Origin of the sequence: Methanobrevibacter sp. V14, assembly GCF_963082475.1 — an archaeon.
In the GTDB taxonomy this organism is placed as follows: Archaea; Methanobacteriota; Methanobacteria; order Methanobacteriales; family Methanobacteriaceae; genus Methanocatella.
Window position 1 is genome coordinate 1 of record NZ_CAUJAM010000003.1, and the last position, 25,901, is coordinate 25,901.

The following is a 25,901-nucleotide window of genomic DNA, read 5'->3' on the forward strand; positions in this document are numbered from 1 at the left end:
GAGAATATCATTAAAGATTTTAAAGAAAAATTTAAAGATGACTACTATGAAAACCCCAAAGCTTTAGAATGGCATATAGAAACTTTAGTCAACTTTGGTGGGGATTCAACTCATAAAATCTATAAAGCAATGATTGAAGTAATAAATGACATACTTAATGATGTACTATCAACTGATAAAAAGGGTATGATTGAGTATTTACAAGAGGTAAGATAATGTTAGGAATATTTGCTTTAGCAGGAATGTTGGGAACCCCAATAGTAGCAGGAAAAATGCTTAAAAAAGACATCAGCAATTATAGTGTTGACTATAGAGTTCAACCTTGCACACAATACAATCCTATTAGTAATGTTATAAAAAATAAAAAAACTATTGAAAAAGAATTTTTAAATATCTGTAAAAGATGTGGAATGAAATTAAACAAACAAAATGAACTATTAGATGCAAGAGAATGTAAAATAGGAGAAGAATATTTAATATATCAAGGATTTGATAAAGAATCAGTTGAATATTTTAAAGAATTGTTTAATGAAAATCTAACAATAGGTAAATATCGACAAAAAAGAGAAATAAGAGAAAAACATCAAAGATATTTAGAAATGATAGAAAATTATTCTCATAATTGGGGGATGACAGTTTATCGCAGAAATTATTATGGAAATGAAAAAATTGATTATCGAATTAATAAATTAATGGAAAACAAATTATGGAATAGAATTGTATACGATGAACCTCAGTGTATTGATGGAGATGGTACTGCAAAATATATGGAAATATATAGTATAAATGCACCAAAACCAATAATAAACGATTTAGATAATATCTACAAAGAAGTTTGTTGGTTACAAAGATTAGAAGATGGAGGATGGTAAAATGGTATATTATGAATACTATAAAGATAAATATCCACAATATAATTGGACAAAAATTGATTCTTTTGAATTTGATATTGCATTAGATTGTAGGCAAATATGTATATTTACCCCACCATATGGTCATGGTGGTATTATTAACGCAAAAGTAATAGATGGCAAACTTACTGGAACACTAACATATAATAAATATGATGATAATATTAAATATCCATTCACTTTTGAACCATATGTAGAAGCAGAATTAAATAAATATATAGAAGAAACAATATTTAAAGAAATTGATGAAATTGGTCTTGAACAATGGGTAAAATTAAATAAATGCAAAATTAATTAAGGTTTTGAATAATTCAACTGAAAACATTCAGTATTAACAGTGTCTATTTTTCTTATTTTATTTATTTTAATGTTTTATATTTCTTCTTTTAAAAATATTTTGAGGATTTCATTTTTATATATTATTTAAAGTGTTGGTTTCCTCAGAATTATAATTGTTTTCAATGATTTTATCAGTATTTTTTCTAAATTTTGAGGACATTAATTTTTAACTAAAATTTATAAATACATTTCCTCACCATCTTAAATAAAATCCATTAAATTCTTCAGCGTATAATATTGTATTTACTAAATCTTTGCTTTGTTTTCTAATTAAATCTGAATAAGTGTTTATTTCATTATTGTAAGTAATTGTTGAGAAGATTTTTCCAAGAATTTTATTCACTATTAATTTCCTTGCTTCTAATTTTATGGTATTATTTCTTTTATCTAAATCATTTATGGTAACTTGTTTTCTGTTAATTAAACTTATTACTGTTTTATCAACAATTTGTTGTCTGAATGGTTCGATTAAATCAAAGGTTAAACTTGTTCTTTTATCTATATCATAATGTAAAAATCCGCAATATGGATCTAAACCTATTAGTAATATGCTTTTTGTTATTTCACTTGCAAGAATTGCATAACCATAATTTAACATGGAATTAAGTAAATCTGTTGGTTTTTTTGTTCTTTTTTCAAATCCAATATTATTTGGAATGAAATATTTTACTGCTCTCCAATACTCATTAGATGCTTTTCCTTCTAAACCCATTATTTTAATTCTTATTTCATCATTATTTCCATTTAAATTTAATTTTTCAAGTTGTTTTATTATTTCATCAATTTTTGATCTATGGTTAAAAACTCTTTTCAGCTGTTTATTTTTATTAAGTGTTGTTAATGTAGCTTTTTGGTTTTCATTTTACATTTTATTAATTCTTTTGATAATTTAAGACCAAGTTTATTTTCGCTTAATTTGTATTGTTGTTTTTAACTTCACATTTCTCCAATCTGGTGATTCTAAGATATAACTTAGTTGTCCTCGTGGATTAATAGCTATTAATTTAATATTATTTTCAGCTATTAAATTTAAAGCATCAAAGGTCACATAACCTTTTCCTGTAATGGTTATATCATTAATTTCGCTTGCCTTGATAGAATCTATAATTTCGGAATTTTCATGTATAACAATTTGGTTGTCTTTCTTGTGGATTGATTTATTATATCCGTCAATAATTAGTTTCATATTAATATATCCTAAATAAATCATTATTGAATTTAATTTCACACCACATGTTTCTTTTTTTAAATAGCAATTTTGACATATTCGTGTTATTAAAACACTATCATATTCTTTAATTATTTTATTTATGGATTTAACTAATGTATTTTGTTCATTATTATCTAATTCTCCTATATATAATGTATTTTGAATTTTCTAAGTCCAAAGTGCTCAATAACACTTTCAATCTTTTCTTGATTTGTTTTAAATTTTATATCAAAACTAACTATTACATACATAAATTAATTTATAGTTTTTATCCAGTTAAAATTAATTTTTATAATTACAACTTTTTATTACTTTTATTATAATTTCTATTACAAATCTAAAATTGGGAAAGATTTGTATTTTTATATCTCTTGATGTATAGGTGTTACTTCATTTACAACATTCCTTTAGAAACTTTCAAATTCATCAAATTTTATATATAAAATAAATGTATATTTTATGTAATAATATACGTTAATAATGAAAAGATACGAAGTATTTATATATTAAAAAAATAAATATTAAAACAAGGGTTTGAGTAAAAAAATTTAGGAGGCAGAAAGCTTATGATAGAAGTTGATGAGCTAACAGACTACCTAAATGAATACTTAGAAGAAAAGCAAGAGGTAAAGAACTTAACTCAAGAAACTATAAAAAAACAAACATTTAACATATCTAAATTCATCGAATATCTTGAAAAAGAAGGAATAGGAGAACTAACTGATAAGAATATTAAAAAACAGTTAAGACATTATCGTAGGCATTGTTTGAAAAAACGTGGAAATAAAAGAACCACAGTTAAAACATATATGATGAATATTTTGGAATTCATCAACTCAGAAGATGTTCAAGAGGAAATCCAGCATGAAACCATCAAAATGAAGGATATTATTGAAGTAAAAGCAGAAGATTCTGAAACTGCTAAAAAAAGAATTGAAAAAATATCCTTAACCTGGCCACAATCCAATTTTTTCTTAGATACAATCGAACAAAGCGGAAATAAAAGGGATTATGCAATCTGCAGAACATTTATTGACTCCGGTATGAGATTGAAAGAATTGGTCTTATTAAACAAAACAGATATTCAAGTTTCAATTGATGAAAATGGATTTTACGAACTTCCCAATGACACTAATGAATTTATTGATGTTTATTTACGAGCAGAAACAACAAAAGGTGAGTTAAAAGACCGTACAACATTTATCACCTATGATACATTAATCAGTTTAAATGAAATGATGAAGAATCGTATCACAAAACTTAGGAAAAATACTAATAATATATATCGTCCAGTAATTCAGCGAAAAAAAGCGGCTGAAGAAGTAGTAAGGGAAGAGCTATTTACCAATATTAATGGAAAAAGAATTGGAAAACGTGCTGTTCAGGATATCATTAAAAAACATGCTCGTGAATGTGATCAGAGAATTGAAAATGAAGGAATTGAATGTAATGTAAATTATGGTAGAGATGTTAGTGTTCACATTCTAAGACATACTGCATTATCCCATTATGCGGAAATATTGACAGTTGCAGAGGTGCAGTCAATTGCAGGGCATTCAAACTCCCAAACAACGGATAAATATATTCACATTGACCATGAACAAATGAAACAAAAATTAAAGGTTAATTCACAAAGATTTTTATAAAAATTTATAATTCAAATTCATGAGATTTATTAAATTTCATGAAATTTATTAAAAAATAGCAAAATTTGAAGAAAATGACATATTTCAATAGCTTGAGATATATGTAATTATTTATTTAAAGCATTTTTCTAAATATTACTTTAGTATGAATAGTAAAATATGTATAAATTAATATTTCTGTAAGTAGGGAAATATACTTAATATATATTTTCTGTATAAATGTATAATAGTAATATAAGTATAATAATATAATTACTATTTTACTTATTATATGTATAATACTATTAATAGTAATTATAGATAAATAGTCATTTATATATATTTACCTACTAATTGATATTTAAGGTTAATATACGGAAATACCTTTCCGACTATAGTAATATTACACTAACAGAAATTTTGTAAAATAATTCATATAAATACTCTAATAGCAATATACTGGATAATACATCTCTATTTAATTATAAACTAAATTTTTAATCTGATTTTAATTATTTTGTATTATATTAAACCATAATTAAAAAATAAACCTTTATAAATTCGTATTTTTAATGAAATTTATTAAATTTTATAATTTTTATAAAAAAGGTATTGGGAATAAAAAATTTAGAAACCTAAAAGGAGTTTTATACCAATCAGTATAAGGATAACTCCACCAAGGATTTGGAACTTATCTCCAACATAATTTCCAAGTTTCTTACCAATAGATACACCCACAATACCAAAGAAAAATGCTACAATACCTATTATAGCAGATGATATTAAAACCGGATCTTTAAAAAGTGCTAATGTAATTCCAACTGCAAAGGCATCAATACTTGTTGCGATTGCAAGCAAAGTTACTTCTTTAAATGAGAAATGGTCAGTTATTTCTTCATCGCCACCTGATAAACTCTCACGAATCATATTTAATCCAATCATTAAAAGTAAGATAAATCCAATAATTGAAGCTAAAGATTCAACAATAGTTGTTATAACATTACCACAGAAATATCCTAATATGGGCATTATAAATTGAAATCCGCCGAAAAATAGTCCATAATAAAAGATTTGTCCATTGGTTATGTTTTTTTGAGTAAACCCCTTTGTCATTGATACACTAAATGCATCCATAGCCAGAGCTATTGCTATCAACAATACAGAAATAATATTAAATGCCATGATTAGATATTTGTTTTTATTTTATTTAAATATAATTAAACAAATGATTAATTGGATTGTTCCAATTAATCAAATTTATATCAGCCGGTAGGAAATAATTTTTATTTCCTAATTAGTATATTTAACATAATATTATTTAAAATAACCAGTTTTAAATCAATATAATTTTATATTATGAAAACAATAGTATATAAAATAGAAAAAAATATTGTATATTGTTTAATTTAAAAAAATTAAACATCATAATGTTCAACGTCCTGATATATAAATTCAACGTCGGAAATTAATTTGATATTGCCTAAATCATCACCCAACGGCCTATCCTCTCAAATAGTGCAATTGCAAATATCATATATTGAAATGTCAGTTACATATTCAATAGGAGGTAGTTTATTTACATCTGAAAGAGGAATAATATAAGACTCATCACCAGATATAAAAACCATATGATTGTTGCATAAAGATTTTAACCAATTTAAAGTGGTTCCATTAACATTTCTATAGTAATCCGAATTTTCACATTCATTTATGAACTTATCTATTGCAATAGGGTTGTCAACACAAATTCTAACTTCCGTTTTATTTGAGATATCTAATGAATTATCAAAACCACTACATATAACCACACATAATCCACTAATCACAAGCACTGCAATTATTACGGATATTACAAACCTACTTTGCATAATATTACCTTATAATTCTATATCAATAACATCCCACATTTCAATCATATCATATATAAACTCACTATATAACATATTTATATTATTCTGATTTAAAATATTAACTATGAAAGATTTATTTGATTATTGTGATTTTGGAGATTTAAAACTTAATAGCAGAATTGTGAGAACTGGACTTTGGGAGTCTCAAAGAGAAAAATCAGGCAATATGACTCCTGATATATATAACCGATATGAAAATATTGCCGCCAGCGGCGTTGGATTAATAATTACTGAGTTATATTCACTTTACCCAAGAGATACATTCTCCAAATACTCAAATACCATTCACTACACTCAATTTGTTCGTGAAGCTCGTGATTTAACTGATCTTGTTCATGTATATGATGTTCCCATCTTTGCCCAATTAGGTTTTGTACAATATAATAAAAAAACGCAGCAAAACATGAAAATTGAAGATGTAACAATTGACGACATCCGAAAAATACAAACGGATATGATTATTGCAGCTCAAAAGTTTGATTTTGGCGGATTTGACGGCATTCAATTAGGTCTTGGAAATTATTATTTCCTATCCAGATTTATTAATCCAAATTTCAATACAAGAGATGACAAATACGGTGGAAACACTTTCAATAGATTAAGAATAGTTCTAGAAATGATTAAAGTAATAAAAGACAATACGAAATTACATATAAATTGTCGTTTAAATGCATTTGATGGAACAACCAATGGAATGACATTGACTGAAACAATTGAAATAGCCAAACTTCTTGAAAAATATGGTGCGGATTTCTTGCAAATTACTCTTCCACGTTCGCCGCAATTTTTCACACGTGAAAATAAAGAGGAAAATCCATTAATCGAAGCTACAGAGCAAATAATTGATAATGTTAATATTCCAGTTATTTTAGGCGGTGGAGCAAATAGTCAAAATCAGATAAATGAAATGTTAAATTCTACAAATATAGATTTTATATCAATGCAAAGGCCATTCGTCAAAGATCCGAGTTTCCTAGTAGACTGGCAAATTAAAGGAAATGGTGAAAGCTTTTGTAAAACCTGCAATAATTGCTATTGGAAAAAAACCGCTACCTGCCACTTAAGATCATGTAATCCCTAAAGAATTTAATACTTATTGAAGCTTTCCAAAAAATAGTGCAATTCTTCATCTATTTGATATAATGTTACAATTGGTTTGTGATTTAAAAGGCTTGTTAATGCTATTAATAATGGTATAGCCTCACCAACCTTGACATTTTTAAATTCCAAATTTTGATAAGTGATTTTAAAGCTATTATTTAAATGCTCTTCAATTCTAAGGCCTGAAGGTATAAAATTAATCTCATTTTTTTCAATTAACTCTTCTAAATCCTTAGTGCCTTCAAGTATGTCTTCAAATTTTATTTCATCTTTTTCTAAAACAGAATCAAGGAAATCAAAATGGATATTATAGTCATATTTAGAATTGTCTTTAAAATAAGCATCAACCATTAAATAGTTTATATATAATTCATGGTTTATTATAGAGTATTTTTTATTACTAACTATGAATTCCATAATTAATTATTGTTAAAAAAAGTATAAAAAACTAGTTATTTAAACTAGCTTTTTTGAGGCATATATTTTTTAATTGAAATTTGAGTGAATTTCTTAATAAAGAATTTGGCCCAAACGTATCCAACTGTTCCTCCAACAAAACAACCAAATACCACTCCTACATAAATTCCTTGCAAACCCCATCCAAATATAAAGCAGAATATATATGCAAATACACTTTCAAGAATCAATGATCTAAGAAGGGTAATCAATAGTGAATAACCTCCTTTTCCAACCCCCTGAAACATCATAGATGACATTATTCCATGCGGAATTGCAAGAACAAATAAACTTAAAACAGATATTGCTACTGCAATTTGTGGTGAAAGCGATGCACTTGCCTGAGTATATGAAAACATGGCCGCAAGTTGTGACGAGAATATGAACATTGCAGCACCCAATACAATTGAAATAGCAAAACCCAATTTAATTGAATAAGAATGGGCTGTTTTTAAATTCACATGATTATGTGCACCATATGCAATACCTGCAACTGTTAGAACCGCTGTTCCAAGACCTATCAATGGAATCATAGCCAATTGTACAATCCTCATTGATGCAGTATATACTGCAACTGCTGTAGTTCCAGAAGCCATAACAAGCATGCTGTTTATAATAATGGCTAAAGCAGAAAATACAATATTTTCCAATGTTGAAGGTATAGCTACCTGCAATGTATCAACCATCATTTTTCCTTGATAATCAAAGTTCTTAAGTGACAAATCAAGATATAAATCCTTTTTACCCCATATCCAATAACTCATTACAACACATGACATTGCTGCTGATATTACTGTTGCCCAAGCGGCTCCGGAGATTCCTAAGTTCAAAATGTAAATAAATACTGGATCCAAAATAATATTTAAAATAGCTGTTACTGCAATTGCTATGGTTGCACGGCGCATATCTCCTTCTGATCTAAATATGGCTGATGCAACTCCAGAATATACAAAGACAAATAAAAATCCGAAAATAATGTAACTATAGTCTAATGCATATTGTATTGTATCTCCAGCACCCATAAATTGTAAAATAGGAACCATTAACCCTTCAATTAAAACTGTAAATATCACAGATATGATAACCGCCAGAAGAATACCATGCAATGCTGCATTATTTGCCTGCCTATAGTTTTTTGATCCAATGTATCTTGCAATCAATGAGTTTGCACCTGCACCAATACCGTTTCCAAGCCCTACCAATACCATGAATAATGGTGTAATAAATCCTATTGCAGCTAAAGCATCTGCTCCAAGACCAGCTACCCATATACTGTCTGCAATATTATAAAGCATAATTAAAAACATGGAAACCATCATTGGCAATGCTAACTTAACAATAGCCTTTTTAGGATCCCCTGTTATCATTTCAATATTTTTATTTTTTTCTCCAGCCATTTTATTCCCCTTTATCATTTAATTCTATAGCTTTAATGGCTATTTCTTTTAAAGCTTTTTTAAAATCTTCAGTTTCTATATAGCTATTATCATATACAGTTTTTTCCAATTCATTAAGTAATTTAATCGCCTGATTTAATGTTTCCTCACCTTTATTTGTTAATGAAACCTTTTTTTGACGTCTATTTTTCTCATCTACCTCTCTTTTAACCAAGTCATTATCTTCTAATTTTTTGACTGATCTAGCAACTGTACCCTTATCAATAGTGCATCTAGAAGCAATTTTATCCTGATTTATTTCTTTTTGATGAGATATTTCAAATAAAAAATGAAGCTGTGAGGAATTAATATTAAATCTTTCAAGTTGACGATTTAAATATAAAACTTGATTTTTTTCAATAATGGCAATTAACTTACCAACAGGAAGATTAGATGGATCTATTATCTTAAATTCTTCAAGTGACATATTATCAGTTTATAAATGAATCTATATCATATTCACTTTTTCTAACTTCTTTGGTTTTCAGTCCAAGTGTGTTTAATGGTTTAATTGAAAATTTTTCCATCTGAATAAAAGCGGAATCAAATCCACTAGTTTTTGCGGTTGCAAAGAACTTTACATTGTTGAATTTTCCTTCATTTTGCTTTAAATATGAAATCACTGGATTGGCTATCCTACTTGCCCAAACTGGTCCTCCAACGTATACTACATCATACTCAGATGGGTCAAATTTTAATGATTCAAGGTCAATGATTTTTTCTCTCATTGCATCCTTTCCACCTCTCGCATAACCAATTTTTCCCTGATATTTTACTTTTGGAATGATTTCTTCCACATCCGCATTTACTCTGCCGGCTATGACTTCCGCCAGAATTTCTGTTGTTTTTGTTCTTGAATAATAAACTACTAAAGATTTCATATGTTACTATTATATTCTTATAATATATAAACTGTTGCATTAACAACCATTGTATTTGCAACAATTAAAAATTTAAAAAAAAAGAATTAGAATTTGAAAATGTCATTTGACCATTTAAACTTGTGTTTTTGATCCTGAACAGTCTCATCATAAGATTTTTCAACATTGCCATATTCTTTTACAATAATCTTTTGTTTTTGAATTGGATTAAGAGCGCTGCCTTTTAATTTATTGTATAACTCTATTTCATCTTCAACTTGAGCCAATTTTTCTTCAAGTTCTGCTTTTTCTTGATGTGCCTTATTGATTCTATGGTCAAAAAAATCATTGCCATGTTCAATAACAGCATCTTTCATATCAAAGAGAATCTCTATAGCCTCTCCAACTTCAATACCATTTTCTTTTAAGATTTCCACTTTCTCTGCTTGCTCATCTGTTAATTCTATTTCCATTTTCATATTTTTCCCCCAAAAAAGTATAGTCAGTATTATTATATTTATAGGGTGCTAGATTTTTGAGTTGTAAATAACCTTCAGTTAACTCTGGATATTGATTTAGTTAAAGATTACTGTCCACAAATAAAATCACTAAACTCATCGCTTGAAATCATGGTTTTAGATGACCTGTTTAAATATTTTAGTTATTTGGGCTTAGGCGATGAAGTAATAACTGATAATGAGCTTAATTTTATAAATGAGCTGTTAAATTCTAATTATACAATAGGGGATATCTTAAACTTAACTGATGATGAAATAGATGATTTGCCTCCGTCATTTGAATGATTACATGAACTTGACTTATTTGCCCAAAACTTTGATATGTGGAGTGTTAAAATATGCAATGAATTGTTTAACTCTTATAAATTTCTTGGAAAGTTCTTCATCACTGTTGATGGGAATTTAGACCCTGTTATGCTTGAAAAATACAATTCATACATTAAAAACCTGAAAGATTTCTTGGGAGATTATTTGTCTGAAGATGATGAAGATTGCAACTATATTCCAAAAAACTTGCCTGGAAAAGTTGAAGGGGAAAAGCACTCACTTCAGGAATACTTGAATAAGTTAAATAAACTGATAGGTCTTGAAAAAGTTAAAAAAGATGTTAACTCATTAATAAATCTTGTTCAAATTAGAAAATTAAGGCAAGACCGGGGAATTAAGCAACCTTCAATGAGTCTTCACTTGGTATTTAGTGGAAATCCGGGAACAGGCAAAACAACCGTTGCAAGATTGCTTTCAAAAATTTATCATGAAATTGGACTTTTATCTAAAGGTCATTTAATTGAAACGGATAGATCTGGTCTTGTTGGCGGTTATGTTGGTCAAACCGCCATTAAAACAAGGGATGTAGTTGACCAGGCAATGGGGGGAATATTATTTATTGATGAGGCATATTCACTTGCTTCAACTTCAGAGAATGATTATGGAAAAGAAGCGATAAATACAATTCTAAAATCAATGGAAGATAATCGTGATGATTTAATTGTAATTGTAGCAGGTTATCCTGAGCTAATGGATAGATTCTTACATTCAAATCCCGGTTTGGAGTCAAGATTTAATAAGTTCATATACTTTGATGATTATAATGCAGAGGAACTGTATGATATATTTAAATTGATGTGTGATGAAGCCAATTTAGTGTTGGAGAAATCTTCTGAGGATTATGCAATTCAATATTTTGATAAGATGTGTGAAAATAAACCTCAAAACTTTGCTAATGGCAGAGTTGTTCGCAATTTCTTTGAAGAAGTAATAACTGCTCAAGCAAATCGCCTAGTACTACAGGAAGATATAACTGATGAGGAATTAAATACTTTAACTTATGAAGATTTTTTAGTTGAGGATTAGAATGGATAAGATTTGCAATAACTGTGGAAAAAATGTTGATGATAGTGTAAATTACTGTCCATATTGTCATTCACAATCATTTGGAAATAAAAATTGGATAGTAAAAAAAGATAATTCTATTGCCCATTTGCTTTTTTATGAATACTATGATGGATATTATGTTATCTCAAAGGCTAAAGTAATCTCAATTATTGTCTTTTTAATTTTTTCACTTATAGTATTAGTTCCACCATACTCACTAGATGTCATTGTTTTTGCAGCAATATTGGGGGTTTTCATATATCAATTAGGTAAGTATATAAGAAACATCATTGGGGACCTTCAAATGCGATAATTGCTAATAATGATTATGGTTTAGGAATTGATTTAGGCCATTTATTATTTTTCTGGCAAAATAAACAAGGCGAATATGCATTATCTAAAACAAAAATAATTTCCCATATTGTATTTATACTATTTTTCATAATGTCTTTTACAACTGATGTGCCTTCTTTATTTGCAGCAGTAGTATTTGGAGTTATATTTGAAATTCCGGCATTCCTAATAGGTTATGGAATCCATAAGTTCACAAATCCAAATCTTGAAGCTTCACCTAAAAAAGCGGAAGCTAAAAAAGAAGCATTCACTCAAAAGCCAGAATTCCAACCTAAAAAAGAAATCATTCCAGAATATTCATAGTATAAAAAACAGCTTGATGATTTAAACCATAAATTTAAATTAAAAGATGAATATGTTCGTGATTTAATTGAAAAAAGATTTGAACCGCCACAACTTACATATACTCGCTTTATTGGTGGTGTTGATAAATCGGAAGTGATGTTTAACAGGAATTTAAAATCAGCTTTAACAATGATTGAACTGGCTGATGAATATTCCGCCAGAATTGCAGGGGAAATTAAGTCTAAAATCACTATTTTAGATGAAATCAATGATAAATTAGATGCTCTTTCAAATGAATTAGTTTTAAATGAGAACTTATCTAACAAGGAAGATGTGGATAATCTAATTGGTGAAATGGATGACTTAATTAATTCAGTTAAAAGTTACTCGCAAAAATGATAATGCTTAGGGCCTATTGGGGAGTATAACAGTCGGATAAGATTGGACGATTGCTCGTCTGCAATCGCCTGAGAACCGTGCATATCTGTTTCAGAACATAGGAATCATGCAGAACTTTATCCGAAAGTTCAATTATTATCCTCTGCATTCTAATGATTTAGGATTCATTTATAATTCGCCTACTCATAATATTGTTGTGAAATCTTGTGAGGATTGCCAAGTTTGCCTGCCGAGGATAGGAATGAATTTCAATGGGAAATAGGATCTAGCTTGTTGCACAAATACTAATCAAATGCTCTTGGTTAAATAAGTTATATTTATACTGTTAAATAATTATAACAATGTGGCAGTATAGTAATTATTCAAAAATAAATCCTGAAGTTCAAAAGCACTTCCCATTCAAAAATCCAAGAGTGGATCAATTAGAAACCATTTCTGAAATTGTTAATGCAATAGATAAGGGTTTTAAATATATCATTCTTGAAGCTGGAACTGGAACAGGTAAATCAGCAATAGCTTATACATTATCATCAATGTATGATTCATCATATATACTGACTGTCACAAAACAATTGCAAAACCAATATGTGGATGATTTTAATAATTTGAAGCTTGTTAAAGGAAGATCTAACTTCAGATGCCAACAGGATTCAACTTTAACTTGTGATGAAGGCAAATGTCTTCTTGAAGAATTTTCATGTGATAATACTAAATCCACTTGTGATTATCACTATCAAAAAACCGCTGCTTTAAATTCAAAAAAAGTTATTTCTAATTATTTTTACATGTTTTTAGAACTTAATTATGTTGGAGATTTCACTAAAAGGGAATTATTGATCTGTGATGAAGCACATAACTTGGAAGATACATTAATGAGTCAATTAACACTTGAATTTTCAATTGATGATTTAAAAAACTACTTAAATTTTGACATTACAGATGAACTTCTCTATCAACTTGACAATGGGGATTATGATGTGTGGATTCAGTTTATCTTGGAGATTTGTGACAATTATCAAAAAGAATATGATAAAATCAAATTTATTGATAGGCCTCACTTAATCGAGAAAAAATCATTTATCAAAAAAGAAATCAACGATTGCAGGCGTTTCGTTGAAAATATTTCTCATGATCCGTATAGTTGGATATTTGATTATAACCATGATTACAAAATAATCGAATTCAAGCCATTAAAAATTGATAATTATGCTCAAAACAATATATTAAGATTTGGTGAAGTATGTATTTTTATGAGTGCCACAATACTTGATTATAAATTCTTTTCAAAGTGTCTTGGACTTCAAGAAAGCAAAATATATCCAATAAGACGTAAAAGTCCTTTTGATATGAAAAAAAATCCAATAAAAACATTTGAAGGCATTAATTTATCTCACAAAACCATTGGGAAAAACGCCCCAAAAACAATCGGCATTATTAAATCTATTTTAGATATGCACAAAAATGAAAAAGGAATAATACACACAGTAAGCAATACCTGTAAAGATTATTTGATTAATAATTTGGACAATCAAAGATTGATTGACCACAACACTCAAAATAGGATAGATCAACTTAATAGATTTAAAAATAGTAATGATTCCTTAGTATTAATATCTCCTTCAATGAATGAGGGAGTGGATTTGCCTGGTGAGTTATGTAGTTTTCAAATAATTTACAAGCTACCTTATCTAGATTTGGCCGATAAGCAAATCCGCCTAAGAGCAAATGCTGATGGGGAGTGGTATAACTATAAGACGGCTTTAGCTTTAATTCAAACATATGGTAGAGGAATGAGATTTCGCGATGATTATTGTAAGACATATTTTATAGACTCAAGGATTAAAGGCTTCGTTAAAAATGATAAATTCATGCCTAAGGAATTTAAAGATTTAATTATCTAAGGATATTGTTAAATATTGTATTGTACAATATAATTTACAAACAACGTAAGAAGACTGTTAAGACAAAAAACGGAACAAACAAGGCATTACAATTATTGTATTTTTTAATGATACCAAGACAAACGAGAGATAAAAAGTAGAAGTAGGAGGAAGAGGCAGAGGGGTATAAGAGACAGAAGAAAGAGGGTGTCTAAGGAATTCGAATCTTAAAAATTTGACCATTAAGATTTTCATCAACCCCTTCAGGATAATCATAGTCTTCCATGCAATCTAAATCTTCTTCATCTCTAAACTTTAATTCATATTCAGCAAAATATATCTCTTCTAAACGAAGATCCGCCGGAGATGGTCCAAAATCAAAGTCATCATAAACCTCCTCAGAAATCAACATATCTAATCCATCAATTTCATCCACATCTTCAATTATCTGTGAGAAAAATACTTGTTCATATTCATCTCTTTCTTTAATAAACTTTTCATCATGGTTATTTTCTCTACTACTCATCGTTACCATCCCTTTTTTAATTTACATCAGGGAACACATTTAACATTTGCATCCTCAATTTACAGACGCCTCTATGGATTTACCATTGAATTTTTAAAAAATCAAAAATTAGGGTCATGCTGTGCTGACTCTTATAATTGTGCTTTAATATGAATGGCTCTGACTGATTCCCGGTTTTTAGTTTTATCAAATGATTTTTCAGTAAAAAATGATACATATTGACCTAAACTAGCTTTCCCCTCTTTAAACTCATAAACGTTAAAGTAAACAGATTCATTATCATCAGAGGTAATGAATCCGGATTTGCCATGTTCAAAGATTTTAGTAACTGTGCCGTATTGTAATTTCTTGTCTTTAAATTTAAACTCAGTCCAGTAATCTTTGATTTCACGTTCCAATACTTTTTTATCCAAATGTTCATCTTCAATCAATAAATCTCCAATATCCTCAGGCACTTTAGAGTCATTTTCCATTTTAATAGCATAGAATAACTCAATGTGCTTATGGGCAATATCAGGATTTATGTCTTTAAGGATTTTATAAGCCAAATAATACAAGTTAACTTTAATTCTAATTGGATCATTTGTAAGAACCGCATCGCAGAGATATTTTTGGGCTTTTTTACAATCCTTCAGAATATAATAGTTTTCAGCGATTTCTTTAAAGACAAACCAATCTTTTTTAACTTTTAAAACTTCATTTAAGTAGATTAATGCTTCTTTATTTTTAAATAATTCTTTTAGTGATTTGGCTATTCTCCAACGATACCAAATATCGCTGTTGTTGGTGTACTTGTTAAGTGATGAAAGTGCCTCTTTTGAAACTTCAATACACCTTTCAAAGTCATTACATTCAAAGTAGGACTTGGTTGCGTAATCGAAGTATTTTTCCTTTCTAGACCTAAATACCCTATCGTCTTTTTCATACCTATTTTGGTCTAATAAGCTAGAGTCGATTTTTTCCAACCAAACGATTAAAGTATAATAATCCTTTTGAGCATATAGATAATCTAAAACTTTGAAAACAGAGAAAGTATAGGCGCAAACCGATTTTTTGGTTAAATCTTCTTGTTCAATTAACTCGGTAACGGTTTCAGCCGCTTGGAAAAGTTTATCCTCATCCTCACAGTCCTTAATGTATATCTGATATAAAGACCAGCTGTAAAAAATCTTATCCCATTCATTTAAATTTTCAGGATTTTCAATGAAATGTTTTTCATAAATATTTAAAGCATCTTCATAATTTTTAGATTGGTATGCTTTTTTTGCTTCATTTAATTCTTTTCTGATATTTTTGGTCATGGTTATCACATTAAATGTTTGATATATATTGTTTGTGGTTTTATGATATATAAATGTATATATTATCTTCTAGTTAAAATTAACTAGCGAAAATTAATTGAAAATTAGTTTTAGACACTGAAAATAATTAAAATTTAATGAAACTAATTTAAGGTAAGTATAAATACAACAACTCTTATTATATTAGGTTAAACAAAATATTTAAATTTGAAATGTCAAATTATATGTAAGGAGGAAGTAACTTATATGAACCCCTCAAATTTAAATCAAATCCCAGTTGATGAAAATAAACCCGATAAGAATTTTATTGACATTGATATCCTTAAAAGCCCAATGAAATACGAAATATTATCCCTTTTAAATGATAATGAAATGAGCTTTGAAGACATTGTTGAAAACACCTCAAAATCTAAAACCAGCATCTCAATTCACCTTAAAAGTCTACGTGAAATAGGTCTTGTTGACTTTAAACTGAATCCGAATGACAATCGGAAAAAAATCTTTTTTATAAATACAAAAACATACAATAAAGCAAAAAAAATATCTGAAAATAAAATGGAAGAGATAATAGAAGAATTTATAAAAAATGAAGATCTTAAAAGTAATATTAAGATTATAACCACACTAAAGGCTATTCTTCACTTATATAACATTGAAATCAGCCCTGTTTTAAAATCAATTGGAAATTATATGGGAAAAGAATTATCCTTACAATTACACGATGAGGATTTGAAAAAATATACAGAAAACATCAAACGGCACTGGTATGAAAATAAGCTGGGAGAATTGAATTTCAATATAGATGAAGATATTAAAATAACTTGTAAAAATTGCTTTGAATGTAAAAATACACCAATTACAGGAAAATCCAGCTGCGATATTGTAAATGGAATCTTTAAAGGACTTTTTGAGAATTACTTTAATTTTAAATTAAAAATCATTGAAAGTAAATGCTATTCAATGGGAGATGATGAATGTTTATTTGAATTAACCCCCTATTGAATTATTTTGTTTATCCTAAATTATTTCGATGAAAAATCATTATATATACTTTAAATTGAATAACTGATTAATGTGACAATATATCTATTGCGTTAGAATATGTAAACAAACATACTCCTCCCAATGTATTACATATTTCACATATGAATGAGAGGCACTTGAAAAAGTCCCCCTCATTTTTTCAAAGTTATCCCATGAATAGATAACATCTGATGGCAAGACACATCGTAGATTCAGTAATTATTAAATAAAACACATGATATTAAGATAAATTACCCTATTAAGTTTTATAATGAGGAATTTATAATATTTAATTTATTAGGATAACTCCCTAACTATTTGCTACATTACAGATGTAAAACACGCACATATGCAAATAACACACAATCTCAAAATATAGGGCTTTAAGTCTACAGTAATAATTCACCAATATAATTAAATTGTGTCTTTGCCATTATATTTAAAAAGCACAAGACTGCCTACTTCTTTCTGATTTTATTTAGTCTGAAACCTGATGGTCGCAATTGGGACAGAATAGTGAACTTGAATCTAGTTTTTTACCACAGTCAGTACAATACCTATCATCACTGCAAATTATGTCTTTTCTAATATCAAATTCTTTTTTAGAGATTTCACCCGCTCCAAATAATGAATATAAGTCTAAAAGATCATCAAGCTCATCATGATTTTGATTGGAAATATTGTCCTCAATTATTTCTTTTAAAGAAATGGCTTTACTTTCATTAACCTCAAAAATTGCCCTGCCCTCACTTGTAGATATTATAAATGTCTTTTTAGACCATCCTCCAGGAGCTATAGTTTTGGACAAAAAATTTTTTAGTTAAGGTTGATGAATTTTTTAATCCAATTTTTATAATATGAATCATTATTTATAGTCCTATAAAATTCTTTTTCGAATTGTTCTTCCATGGATTCTATTGTATCAAATAAATAGTTTCCTATGTGTTTTTTTTTTATTGATTTCCAGACTTGTTCTATTGGGTTTAAGTGAGGGGAATGTACTGGTAAATGAATTAATTTTATATTTAATATTTTTGATGCTTGAATCACTAATTTAGCTTTGTGAACTGAGTAATTATCCAATATTGCTACAATTTTTCTTTCTTTTTGTAGGTTATTGATTAAATGTTCTTTGTTTAGTGATTCAATTTAGTATTTCTTTTTGAATATTTTTCTATGTTTGTGTGCTTTTCAGGATTTAATTTATTTGCTTTATTTTTTATTTTTACTAAAAATTGTTTCTTCAGAACTATTATTGTTTGCTATAAATTCTTTAAATTCATTTTTTGATGAGTTAAATTGTGTTTTCAGATTTTAGTTGATTATATATTTCAGTTTCATCTAATTTCGTATCTGCCAAAATATTTTTAAGTTATAATATTAAATCTTCATTTTCGCAATTGACAATTTTAAGCTGTATTAATGATTTTATTTCCTCAAATGTGTGTGTATTTGGTTGAAATAAGATTTAATGAATTGGCATTTACTGCTTGGTATCCATTTGCGTTTAATTTTATTCTCGTAGTTATTTTTGTCTGTCTATTTTTTTTGTTCCTAGAGTGTCCGCCAAAAATGATTTTTGAGTGTGGATTCTAGTAAATGGTCACATCAAGCTTTAATTGGTGTGTAGTGGATATACTTTCACAAAAATCAACAATATCTTCTTTATTATTTTGTTCTCCATATAATTTTAATGACTAATCACAAGCATTTACGAGTAGTTTTAGAAGATATCTACTTAAACAATAATGAATTAACAAATGAATTAACTTTAAGATTAATAAATGAATTTAGATATTCGAATTTATTTATCCCAGTAAAAAGAGACGATTCGAATCTGAATTTTATAATCTATGAAGATGGTGACCATAGTCTTACTCCACTTTTTACAGACTCTGATGAGTTTCATAAATTCTTTAAGGATGAAGAGGATATAGAATTATTGCAGAATTCCTTTGAATTGTATCAAAACATTTTAAAAACAAGTAACATTGAAGGATATATTTTAAATCCTGCAACTGAGAAATATGTTTTTGATAAGGAATTTGTCTTAGATATTAAGCACATTCCGAAAACTAATTTTTACAATACCAGTACTTACTCTAAAGAGGAAATTAAACAATTAAAAGATAATATTGATAATGCTGGCTTAGAGGAGTTTATCTCAAATCCAAATAATATAGGGAACTATGAAGCTTTGTTTGATAAGCTAGCTAATTCAACATTATTAACATTAATGGTAAGTGATGTTGATTTAAGTTCAAAAGCTAAAATGGGCATTGTTTCTATGATGGATTCAGGTCCACTTGCACAGATGTACTGCGACAATGTTGGTGGAGTTTATGCTACTATATTTTCAAGTGAAGATAAATTAAAACTTGTTAAAAATAATCAATTTAAGTATTCCCAAGTAATTAATCTAGCCATGTTGGTTAATTTTGTTTTATGTGAAGATATGGATGGGATTGTTTTAAATCCGGATAGTGATAGTGTTTTAATTACAAGATCAACACTTCTTAAATACTCCCTTGGATTTGAAAAATTTGCTAATGATGAAAGATTGGCGGATTCAATTTATTACATGTTTTTATTATGATAATGCAGTATTGTATTGGATGCATATCAAAAAATATTTATCCTACTCTCTTTAAATTATAATATGGGATTGTTAACACATACAGTCCATGTAACTTGTGATGGTCAAAAGGAATCTCTGATGTTTTGCATGCTATTTTTTTATGGAGGGATTTTTCCAATTAAAAAATTATAATAATCATATTATTTACATTATTTATTATGTCCGAATTATCTGAGTTAATTAGAATTAATAAAAATATTGAAAATCAAAATAAAGAGATTATTCGCCTTTTAAAAATTATCGCCGGTCAAGCTACATATGCAGATGCCTCAGGTTATGTTTATCCTGATTTTTCAGAAGAAAATGAAGAAGAGGAACCGTCTAGTGACTCATTTATTTCTCTTTTTGATGTTGTCTGTGAAATCGGTGATGTTTATTTTATTGATGGCGATGTCTACAAATATAGTGTTGTAAATAATGAAGCGAAGATTGATAATTTAATGGGTGGAGATGAAAGTTGTAATTTTAATATTGCAGAAACTGTTTCTAATGAATCCATTAAACGGAATGAAAGTTTAGATGATGCTACAGTTATACTCACAGATTCAAGTAAAGGTAATTTGCCGAAAACATTGGAATTATGTCATGAACAAGATGCTAAAAAAGTGTTTATACCATGGGATCAAATGTTGGAATTGGTGGGAGCACCAGATACCTTACAAAGACTATTAAAGCTTAATTTCTACAGAAATGAAGAAGAATTGATTAATAAATTATTTAAATAGGTGAAAAAATGTCAAAATATTGTCCTTCATGTGGAGAAGAACTTATAGATGATGCGAAATTTTGTAAAAGTTGCGGTGAAAATTTAAAAAATTCTAATACAGGACAGACAACTGAAAATGCAACTCAGCAAGTCCCACCTGTTGTTGAAAATGAGCATAAAGCAGCAATCGTTATTGGGTATATTTTCAGTATTTTAATTCCATTAATAGGTTTAATTGCTGGAATATATCTTATTACAAGAAAAGACTCTCAAAAAGCTAAGAAACATGGAAAATATGTACTAATAATCTCAGTAATCGTATGGATCTTGTCATTTATTATAATGAGGGGTTAAAAAAGAGAAATCATGATGATTTATTAAAATCATCAATTGCTGAATCTACTAATTCAAGTACGGATTCAGTTAAATCAGGATATGAGTCATCGATTGGTATGGGGATATTGTCACAGTAGACTACTTCTAGCCCATGCTCTATTGCATCCTTAGTTGCAACATCTACTGCAGCAGCTTTAAGCTCAGTTAACATTACATCTGCTTCATCCATATATTTTTCCATATCCTCACGTAATAATGGTCTGTTTGATAAGTGCGCTGTTGTTCCAATAACCTTACAGTCAAAGTTGTCCTCTAGGTAAGCTACTAATTTGCCTTTAACCTCTTCAGGAGCTGTTGTTGCAAATAATACCTTTTTGCCACTAATATCATCAAGTGCCTTAGGTCTAAATACTGTTGATATTACAGTAGCATTTGGGTTAACTTCACTTACAAACTCTTCAATTTCTTTTATTTTTTCATTGCTGCACATCGGTTCTTCACACATTGTTAAAATAACTAATTCTCCAAGTGCAATTCTATATGGTCCAAAATAATTGGTTAAGTTTTCAATAGGTTGATTTGCTCCAATTAATGTAATTTGTTTATTTGTTTTAATTGGAGGTATTGCTGCTCCGCTTCCTTCAAAAATAGCGAATTTAGCATCGACTTCATTAGCTAATTTGGCTCCTTTTTTCATATTGGTTAGGAATACTTCACCAGCCATTCCTCCACCGCAACGTCTGCAACCGATGGTCAATATTCTGCTCATCAGCGCATCTTCCCAGTGATCACTAGCTGCATGAACTCCTTTTTTAGATTGTGCAAGTAAAAATTCGGCATTGATTTCTAATTCTTCACCATGTACAATTTCAGGCTCTTCAGGTCCCCCTCGACCCATCGCAATTACGCATGGTTCATAACCGTTTTTATCAATTAATCTGGATATGAATCCGGATACGGCGGTTTTGCCTATTCTTTTTCCGGTTCCAAGTATGGTAATTGATGCTTTTTTCATAACATCATATTGTGTTGGCGGTTCGAATTTAAAATCAGGTCCTTCATAACTTATTCCTTCATTTAAAACTTTACATGCAATTTTAAATCTTTTAGGATAATCGAGTATAGGTTCATCACTTAAATCAAAAACAGTTTCAATATCGTATTTTCTTATCATTTCTACAATAATGTCATAGGGAATATCTTTATCTTTTGCAAATTGAACTGGAATGCCTAACTTTTCAGAGTATGATTCTTCTGAATCATCTCTTAGTTTTTCTGTTCCTCCAATAAAAACAGCACCTGCGACATCAATATGATCTAGACCATTTAATGTATCTATTGCTTCTTGTGTGACTGGAAGATAATGTTCGCCGTCAACTAAACATAGCATTTTAGTTAGAGATTTCATAATTATACTATAATTATTAATAAATAAAAGTTTAATTATTATTATGAATATTGACATTGGCGAAACTCATATCAGGTTGACAAGTGATTTGGCAAATCACAACCTGAAACATTATATTTATTCTCTCCGTGCTGATTTAAAGGTATATATTAATCACAATCCTGATTTTTTATATACATTAGAGCCAATCAAATTAAAAAACAATAATTTGCCATTAATTATTAAAAAAATGTATGAATCATCTAACTTGGCGGATGTTGGTCCTATGGCATGTGTTGCAGGTACAATATCTGAATTGTCACTTAATTATTTAATGGAAAGAAAATCAAAATTCTCTATTGTAGAAAACGGTGGGGATATTGCACTTATAAACAATAAAAAAGTATTGTGTGGCATTTATTCTGGAAATAAGATTTTAGGCAATGATATTGCTTTTGAGATTAAAAGAAGAAAATATCCCTTGGGAATATGTACTTCTTCAGGTAAAATCGGCCATTCAATTAGTTTTGGCTCTTCAGATAGTGTTACGGTTTTATCGAATTCCCCATCACTTTCAGATGCTCTTGCAACTAGAATTGCCAATGATGTTTGTGGTGGGAGTAGTGAGGATAAATTGACAAATGCTTTAGAAACTACCGATTTATATAAAGAATTTTTTGATGGAGTTTTAATCATATCTGATGATAAAGTGGCAACTGTAGGTAGGTTGCCTAATATGGTAGAGACTAAAAATTTTGACACCTGTTAAAAATAGATTGATAACACAATGCAATATTTAAATATGATTAAATCTTAATATTAATTTATATTATTAATGGAGTTAATTTTTTAACTAATTGAAATTAGTTAAATAAGGGTTAGATATCTATGTATAAAGACGAAATGATACAAATGCACCAATTCTTGGTATATGTTTTAAAATATTTAGCGGAAGATGACCAAATAAAAAATGACTGTAGCGAATACATTTCCCTAAAAATAAGCCCACATCATATTCACAAAACTAAAGCGGAACATAAATATGCTATTTTTGTTTTATGTAAGATTATTTCTGAAATAATAGCTGAAAGGGAAGATAATCCTATCCCTAATAATGTTCGCAATTCTTTAAATGATTTAGTTATTAGATCACAAAAGGAACTTAATGCACCATAACTTTTACTACCTTTGTTTTTTTTTAATTCAGCGAATCTGCTAGGATTAGTTTTAGCAGATGTTGTTGATTTCAATTCATTTATTCATCATCATGTAGTAGCAATGTCCAATTGTCATTATGGCATTAACAAAGCATAGGATTTGGAAAATTCAAATTCAATATGGACATAATATAACTGTGTTATTAAATAATGAGGATAATAGAAAATTTCATCAGGAAAAACCTTAAGTTTCTAGGAATTAGGTATATAAAAATAAATGTAATCCTCAGTTTCCAAATCATAAACATTTAAAGAATTTCTTCTGAATTTCTCAAGAAATTAATTATATTTATATGGTCTATTCCATCTCTAGAATGATTAAATTTATCCATAGTTAAAACATATTTAGGATAATTGTCTTTAACTTTCATTAATGGTTTAAATTCACGATTAAGTGTTTTCACATCATTTAAAATATAAGCAACCTGAATGTAGATTTTTTTACCATCCTTTCTGCATATGAAATCTATTTCCAAATCATTAACAGATCCGATTGTAACTTTATAATCGTTTCTAATTAATTCCAGATATATTATATTTTCAATAATTCTTCCAATATTTTGCTGTTTTTCATCTAATTTGGATTTATAAAAACCTTGATCTATTAAATAGTATTTTTCTGAACCGGTGATTTCTTTTTTTCCTAATATGTCCTCACGAGATATTTTTGATAAAATATAAGCATCTTCTAAATATTTTAGATAATTATAAATTGTTGCTTTTCCTATTTCCAATTTTTCATGTTTTAAATATCTATATAATGAATTAACGGATATTAAATTACCAACATTACTAATTAAGAACTTTATAATCCTATTAAATAATCCAATATTTCTAATTTCATAGCGTTCAACGATGTTTCGTAAAACTATCGATGCATATAAATCATTCAGTATTATTTCCTTATTAGTGTTTGTTGCAATGGCTACTGGAAAACCACCATAATTTAAATATGCATCAAAATAATTCTCAATTTCACTATTCAACTCATTATTCATCATAGGTTTTTCATTAAGCTCCTTCTTATATTCAATAAATTCATTAAATGAAAAAGGGTACATTTCAATCGAAACATATCTGCCTGTAAGATAAGTTGCAAGTTCACTGGATAATAATTTTGAATTTGATCCTGTAATATAAACTTCAACATTTGGCAATTTAAAATAGCTATTTATACTAATTTCCCATTTTGAAACATTTTGTATTTCATCAAAAAACAAATAAACTTTATTTTCCTGTTTGTTGATAAATTCTAAAACGATTTCATCTAATTGTTCTTTTGAATTGATGTGGTTATATTTTGGAAGTTCTAAATCAATTAAAAGAATATCTTCTTTATTAACTCCTTTTTTAATCAATTCGTTAATGATCAAATTTAAGAAAAAGGATTTGCCTGAACGCCTTACACCGGTTATTATTTTAATTAAATCTTTATCCATAAAGCTCTCGATTTTATCCATAACATCTTTCTTTCAACTTATACTCACCTATAAAATAGTTTCATATAGAAAACTTACTTATTAAACTATATATCTGTCTCATATAAAAAACTTTTACTAAAATTTACTGATATGTTCTTATAAAAAACACTTTAGTAAAAGCAATAAATTGTCTATATACAACAATAAAATGTTATGAAAATCCTGAAATAAAGAATTAAAAGGAATGAAACTAACGAAAATTTTATATTGTTCATAAATCATATTATTATATGAACCTTTTATATTAAATGTATATTAGCTTCACTGAAACTTAACCGTTGATTTTATTTTTTTTAAAATAATTATAAAAAATGATTTTGATGGTATAGAGTACAATCATTCTTGTTCTCTTTTATTAGTGCTGTTTGCCATTATATTAATATAATTAATGTTTTGATAGTTAGTATTAAAGAATGAAATTGATGAATTTCGAAATAAAAAAACAGGATGGGGTATTATTAAATTTAAAAATACAAGAAATAATATTTATAAGTCTTATTTTGTTAATAACACTATCATGTTTGTTGTTGTTAAAGTAAAGATATATATGTAGCATTGATGGCAGATGATTTGAACGGTCGGATTTGGATAATCCTTGTAGTTTTAATAAAGCTATTAGTATTTCTGA

The 25,901-nt window shown here is 28.2% G+C and carries 30 protein-coding genes and 1 pseudogene; 17 read left to right on the top strand and 14 right to left on the bottom strand.

The window, feature by feature from the left end:
* The 3 genes from Q9968_RS01365 to Q9968_RS01375 all read left to right on the top strand — a co-directional run.
* A partial coding sequence (locus Q9968_RS01365) for a hypothetical protein (RefSeq protein ID WP_305512729.1) occupies positions 1-216 on the top strand: 216 nt, incomplete at its 5' end.
* A complete protein-coding gene (locus Q9968_RS01370; protein ID WP_305512731.1) occupies positions 216-872 on the top strand; it encodes a hypothetical protein in 657 nt (218 codons plus the stop codon). The genes Q9968_RS01365 and Q9968_RS01370, both read left to right, overlap by 1 nt.
* 1 nt (position 873) lies before the next feature.
* Positions 874-1,209, top strand: a complete 336-nt coding sequence (locus Q9968_RS01375; RefSeq protein ID WP_305512733.1) for a hypothetical protein — start codon at positions 874-876, stop codon at positions 1,207-1,209.
* Positions 1,210-1,443: 234 nt separating this feature from the next.
* Here Q9968_RS01375 and cas1 read toward each other — a convergent pair.
* Positions 1,444-2,460, bottom strand: a pseudogene (cas1, locus tag Q9968_RS01380) (CRISPR-associated endonuclease Cas1).
* 566 nt (positions 2,461-3,026) lie between these two features.
* On the opposite strand from cas1, the gene Q9968_RS01385 reads away from it, so the two are divergent.
* Positions 3,027-4,106: a site-specific integrase gene (locus tag Q9968_RS01385; protein ID WP_305512735.1), complete on the top strand. Its 1,080-nt coding sequence runs from the start codon at positions 3,027-3,029 to the stop codon at positions 4,104-4,106.
* Between the two features lie 606 nt (positions 4,107-4,712).
* On the opposite strand, the gene Q9968_RS01390 is transcribed toward Q9968_RS01385, so the two are convergent.
* Both Q9968_RS01390 and Q9968_RS01395 read right to left on the bottom strand, forming a co-directional pair.
* Entirely contained in the window at positions 4,713-5,267 is a 555-nt protein-coding gene (locus Q9968_RS01390) for a manganese efflux pump MntP family protein (RefSeq protein WP_305512737.1), read from the bottom strand.
* 326 nt (positions 5,268-5,593) lie between these two features.
* On the bottom strand, positions 5,594-5,953 hold the full coding sequence (locus tag Q9968_RS01395; RefSeq protein WP_305512739.1) for a hypothetical protein: 360 nt from the start codon (positions 5,951-5,953) through the stop codon (positions 5,594-5,596).
* A gap of 106 nt (positions 5,954-6,059) precedes the next feature.
* Here Q9968_RS01395 and Q9968_RS01400 point away from each other — a divergent pair, with 106 nt between their 5' ends.
* Positions 6,060-7,076 carry a tRNA-dihydrouridine synthase gene (locus tag Q9968_RS01400; RefSeq protein WP_305512741.1) on the top strand — a complete coding sequence of 339 codons (1,017 nt, stop codon included), beginning with the start codon at positions 6,060-6,062 and terminating at the stop codon, positions 7,074-7,076.
* Positions 7,077-7,081: 5 nt separating this feature from the next.
* Here Q9968_RS01400 and Q9968_RS01405 read toward each other — a convergent pair whose 3' ends face one another.
* The 5 genes from Q9968_RS01405 to Q9968_RS01425 all read right to left on the bottom strand — a co-directional run bounded on the left by Q9968_RS01405 (position 7,082) and on the right by Q9968_RS01425 (position 10,327).
* Positions 7,082-7,513, bottom strand: coding sequence for a hypothetical protein (locus tag Q9968_RS01405; RefSeq protein WP_305512742.1), 432 nt, complete (start codon positions 7,511-7,513; stop codon positions 7,082-7,084).
* Positions 7,514-7,557: 44 nt separating this feature from the next.
* Positions 7,558-8,949 (bottom strand): MATE family efflux transporter, encoded by a 1,392-nt coding sequence (locus tag Q9968_RS01410; RefSeq protein WP_305512744.1) that lies wholly within the window; start codon positions 8,947-8,949, stop codon positions 7,558-7,560.
* Between the two features lies 1 nt (position 8,950).
* Entirely contained in the window at positions 8,951-9,415 is a 465-nt protein-coding gene (locus Q9968_RS01415) for a MarR family winged helix-turn-helix transcriptional regulator (protein WP_305512746.1), read from the bottom strand.
* A 4-nt stretch (positions 9,416-9,419) separates the two neighbouring features.
* Entirely contained in the window at positions 9,420-9,869 is a 450-nt protein-coding gene (locus Q9968_RS01420) for a flavodoxin (RefSeq protein WP_305512748.1), read from the bottom strand.
* Between the two features lie 86 nt (positions 9,870-9,955).
* Positions 9,956-10,327, bottom strand: a complete 372-nt coding sequence (locus Q9968_RS01425) for a hypothetical protein (RefSeq protein WP_305512749.1) — start codon at positions 10,325-10,327, stop codon at positions 9,956-9,958.
* A gap of 150 nt (positions 10,328-10,477) precedes the next feature.
* Here Q9968_RS01425 and Q9968_RS01430 point away from each other — a divergent pair, with 150 nt between their 5' ends.
* The 6 genes from Q9968_RS01430 (at position 10,478) to Q9968_RS01455 (ending at position 14,679) form a co-directional block, all read left to right on the top strand.
* The gene (locus Q9968_RS01430) at positions 10,478-10,651 is read left to right on the top strand and encodes a hypothetical protein (RefSeq protein WP_305512751.1); all 174 of its coding nucleotides are present in this window, start codon (positions 10,478-10,480) and stop codon (positions 10,649-10,651) included.
* Between the two features lie 36 nt (positions 10,652-10,687).
* Positions 10,688-11,719, top strand: a complete 1,032-nt coding sequence (locus tag Q9968_RS01435) for an AAA family ATPase (RefSeq protein ID WP_305512753.1) — start codon at positions 10,688-10,690, stop codon at positions 11,717-11,719.
* A 1-nt stretch (position 11,720) separates the two neighbouring features.
* Entirely contained in the window at positions 11,721-12,053 is a 333-nt protein-coding gene (locus Q9968_RS01440) for a zinc-ribbon domain-containing protein (protein WP_305512755.1), read from the top strand.
* A gap of 131 nt (positions 12,054-12,184) precedes the next feature.
* A complete protein-coding gene (locus Q9968_RS01445; protein ID WP_305512757.1) occupies positions 12,185-12,397 on the top strand; it encodes a hypothetical protein in 213 nt (70 codons plus the stop codon).
* A 138-nt stretch (positions 12,398-12,535) separates the two neighbouring features.
* The gene (locus Q9968_RS01450; protein ID WP_305512759.1) at positions 12,536-12,778 is read left to right on the top strand and encodes a hypothetical protein; all 243 of its coding nucleotides are present in this window, start codon (positions 12,536-12,538) and stop codon (positions 12,776-12,778) included.
* Between the two features lie 341 nt (positions 12,779-13,119).
* Positions 13,120-14,679, top strand: coding sequence for a helicase C-terminal domain-containing protein (locus tag Q9968_RS01455; protein WP_305512761.1), 1,560 nt, complete (start codon positions 13,120-13,122; stop codon positions 14,677-14,679).
* 190 nt (positions 14,680-14,869) lie between these two features.
* On the opposite strand, the gene Q9968_RS01460 is transcribed toward Q9968_RS01455, so the two are convergent.
* Positions 14,870-15,184 (bottom strand): hypothetical protein, encoded by a 315-nt coding sequence (locus Q9968_RS01460; protein ID WP_305512763.1) that lies wholly within the window; start codon positions 15,182-15,184, stop codon positions 14,870-14,872.
* 131 nt (positions 15,185-15,315) lie between these two features.
* Positions 15,316-16,485 carry a DUF7017 domain-containing protein gene (locus Q9968_RS01465; protein WP_305512765.1) on the bottom strand — a complete coding sequence of 390 codons (1,170 nt, stop codon included), beginning with the start codon at positions 16,483-16,485 and terminating at the stop codon, positions 15,316-15,318.
* 246 nt (positions 16,486-16,731) lie between these two features.
* On the opposite strand from Q9968_RS01465, the gene Q9968_RS01470 reads away from it, so the two are divergent.
* Positions 16,732-17,487, top strand: coding sequence for a V4R domain-containing protein (locus Q9968_RS01470; protein WP_305512767.1), 756 nt, complete (start codon positions 16,732-16,734; stop codon positions 17,485-17,487).
* A gap of 499 nt (positions 17,488-17,986) precedes the next feature.
* Here Q9968_RS01470 and Q9968_RS01475 read toward each other — a convergent pair whose 3' ends face one another.
* Together Q9968_RS01475 and Q9968_RS01480 are read right to left on the bottom strand one after the other, a co-directional pair.
* Entirely contained in the window at positions 17,987-18,316 is a 330-nt protein-coding gene (locus tag Q9968_RS01475; protein WP_305512768.1) for a hypothetical protein, read from the bottom strand.
* 8 nt (positions 18,317-18,324) lie between these two features.
* Complete coding sequence (locus Q9968_RS01480) at positions 18,325-18,657, bottom strand: transposase (RefSeq protein WP_342765936.1); 333 nt, start codon at positions 18,655-18,657, stop codon at positions 18,325-18,327.
* Between the two features lie 544 nt (positions 18,658-19,201).
* On the opposite strand from Q9968_RS01480, the gene Q9968_RS01485 reads away from it, so the two are divergent.
* From Q9968_RS01485 to Q9968_RS01495, 3 genes are all read left to right on the top strand, one after another.
* A complete protein-coding gene (locus tag Q9968_RS01485; RefSeq protein WP_305512770.1) occupies positions 19,202-20,104 on the top strand; it encodes an SseB family protein in 903 nt (300 codons plus the stop codon).
* Between the two features lie 200 nt (positions 20,105-20,304).
* On the top strand, positions 20,305-20,871 hold the full coding sequence (locus Q9968_RS01490; protein WP_305512772.1) for a hypothetical protein: 567 nt from the start codon (positions 20,305-20,307) through the stop codon (positions 20,869-20,871).
* 8 nt (positions 20,872-20,879) lie between these two features.
* Positions 20,880-21,206: a zinc-ribbon domain-containing protein gene (locus Q9968_RS01495; protein WP_305512774.1), complete on the top strand. Its 327-nt coding sequence runs from the start codon at positions 20,880-20,882 to the stop codon at positions 21,204-21,206.
* Positions 21,207-21,216: 10 nt separating this feature from the next.
* Here the strand turns inward: Q9968_RS01495 and Q9968_RS01500 are convergent, their stop codons facing one another.
* Positions 21,217-22,596, bottom strand: a complete 1,380-nt coding sequence (locus Q9968_RS01500) for a 2,3-diphosphoglycerate synthetase (protein ID WP_305512776.1) — start codon at positions 22,594-22,596, stop codon at positions 21,217-21,219.
* A gap of 34 nt (positions 22,597-22,630) precedes the next feature.
* Here Q9968_RS01500 and Q9968_RS01505 point away from each other — a divergent pair, with 34 nt between their 5' ends.
* On the top strand, positions 22,631-23,344 hold the full coding sequence (locus tag Q9968_RS01505) for a UPF0280 family protein (protein WP_305512833.1): 714 nt from the start codon (positions 22,631-22,633) through the stop codon (positions 23,342-23,344).
* A gap of 119 nt (positions 23,345-23,463) precedes the next feature.
* Positions 23,464-23,751, top strand: a complete 288-nt coding sequence (locus Q9968_RS01510; protein WP_305512777.1) for a UPF0058 family protein — start codon at positions 23,464-23,466, stop codon at positions 23,749-23,751.
* A 289-nt stretch (positions 23,752-24,040) separates the two neighbouring features.
* On the opposite strand, the gene Q9968_RS01515 is transcribed toward Q9968_RS01510, so the two are convergent.
* Positions 24,041-25,231 carry an ATP-binding protein gene (locus Q9968_RS01515; protein WP_305512779.1) on the bottom strand — a complete coding sequence of 397 codons (1,191 nt, stop codon included), beginning with the start codon at positions 25,229-25,231 and terminating at the stop codon, positions 24,041-24,043.
* Positions 25,232-25,901 lie beyond the last annotated feature (670 nt).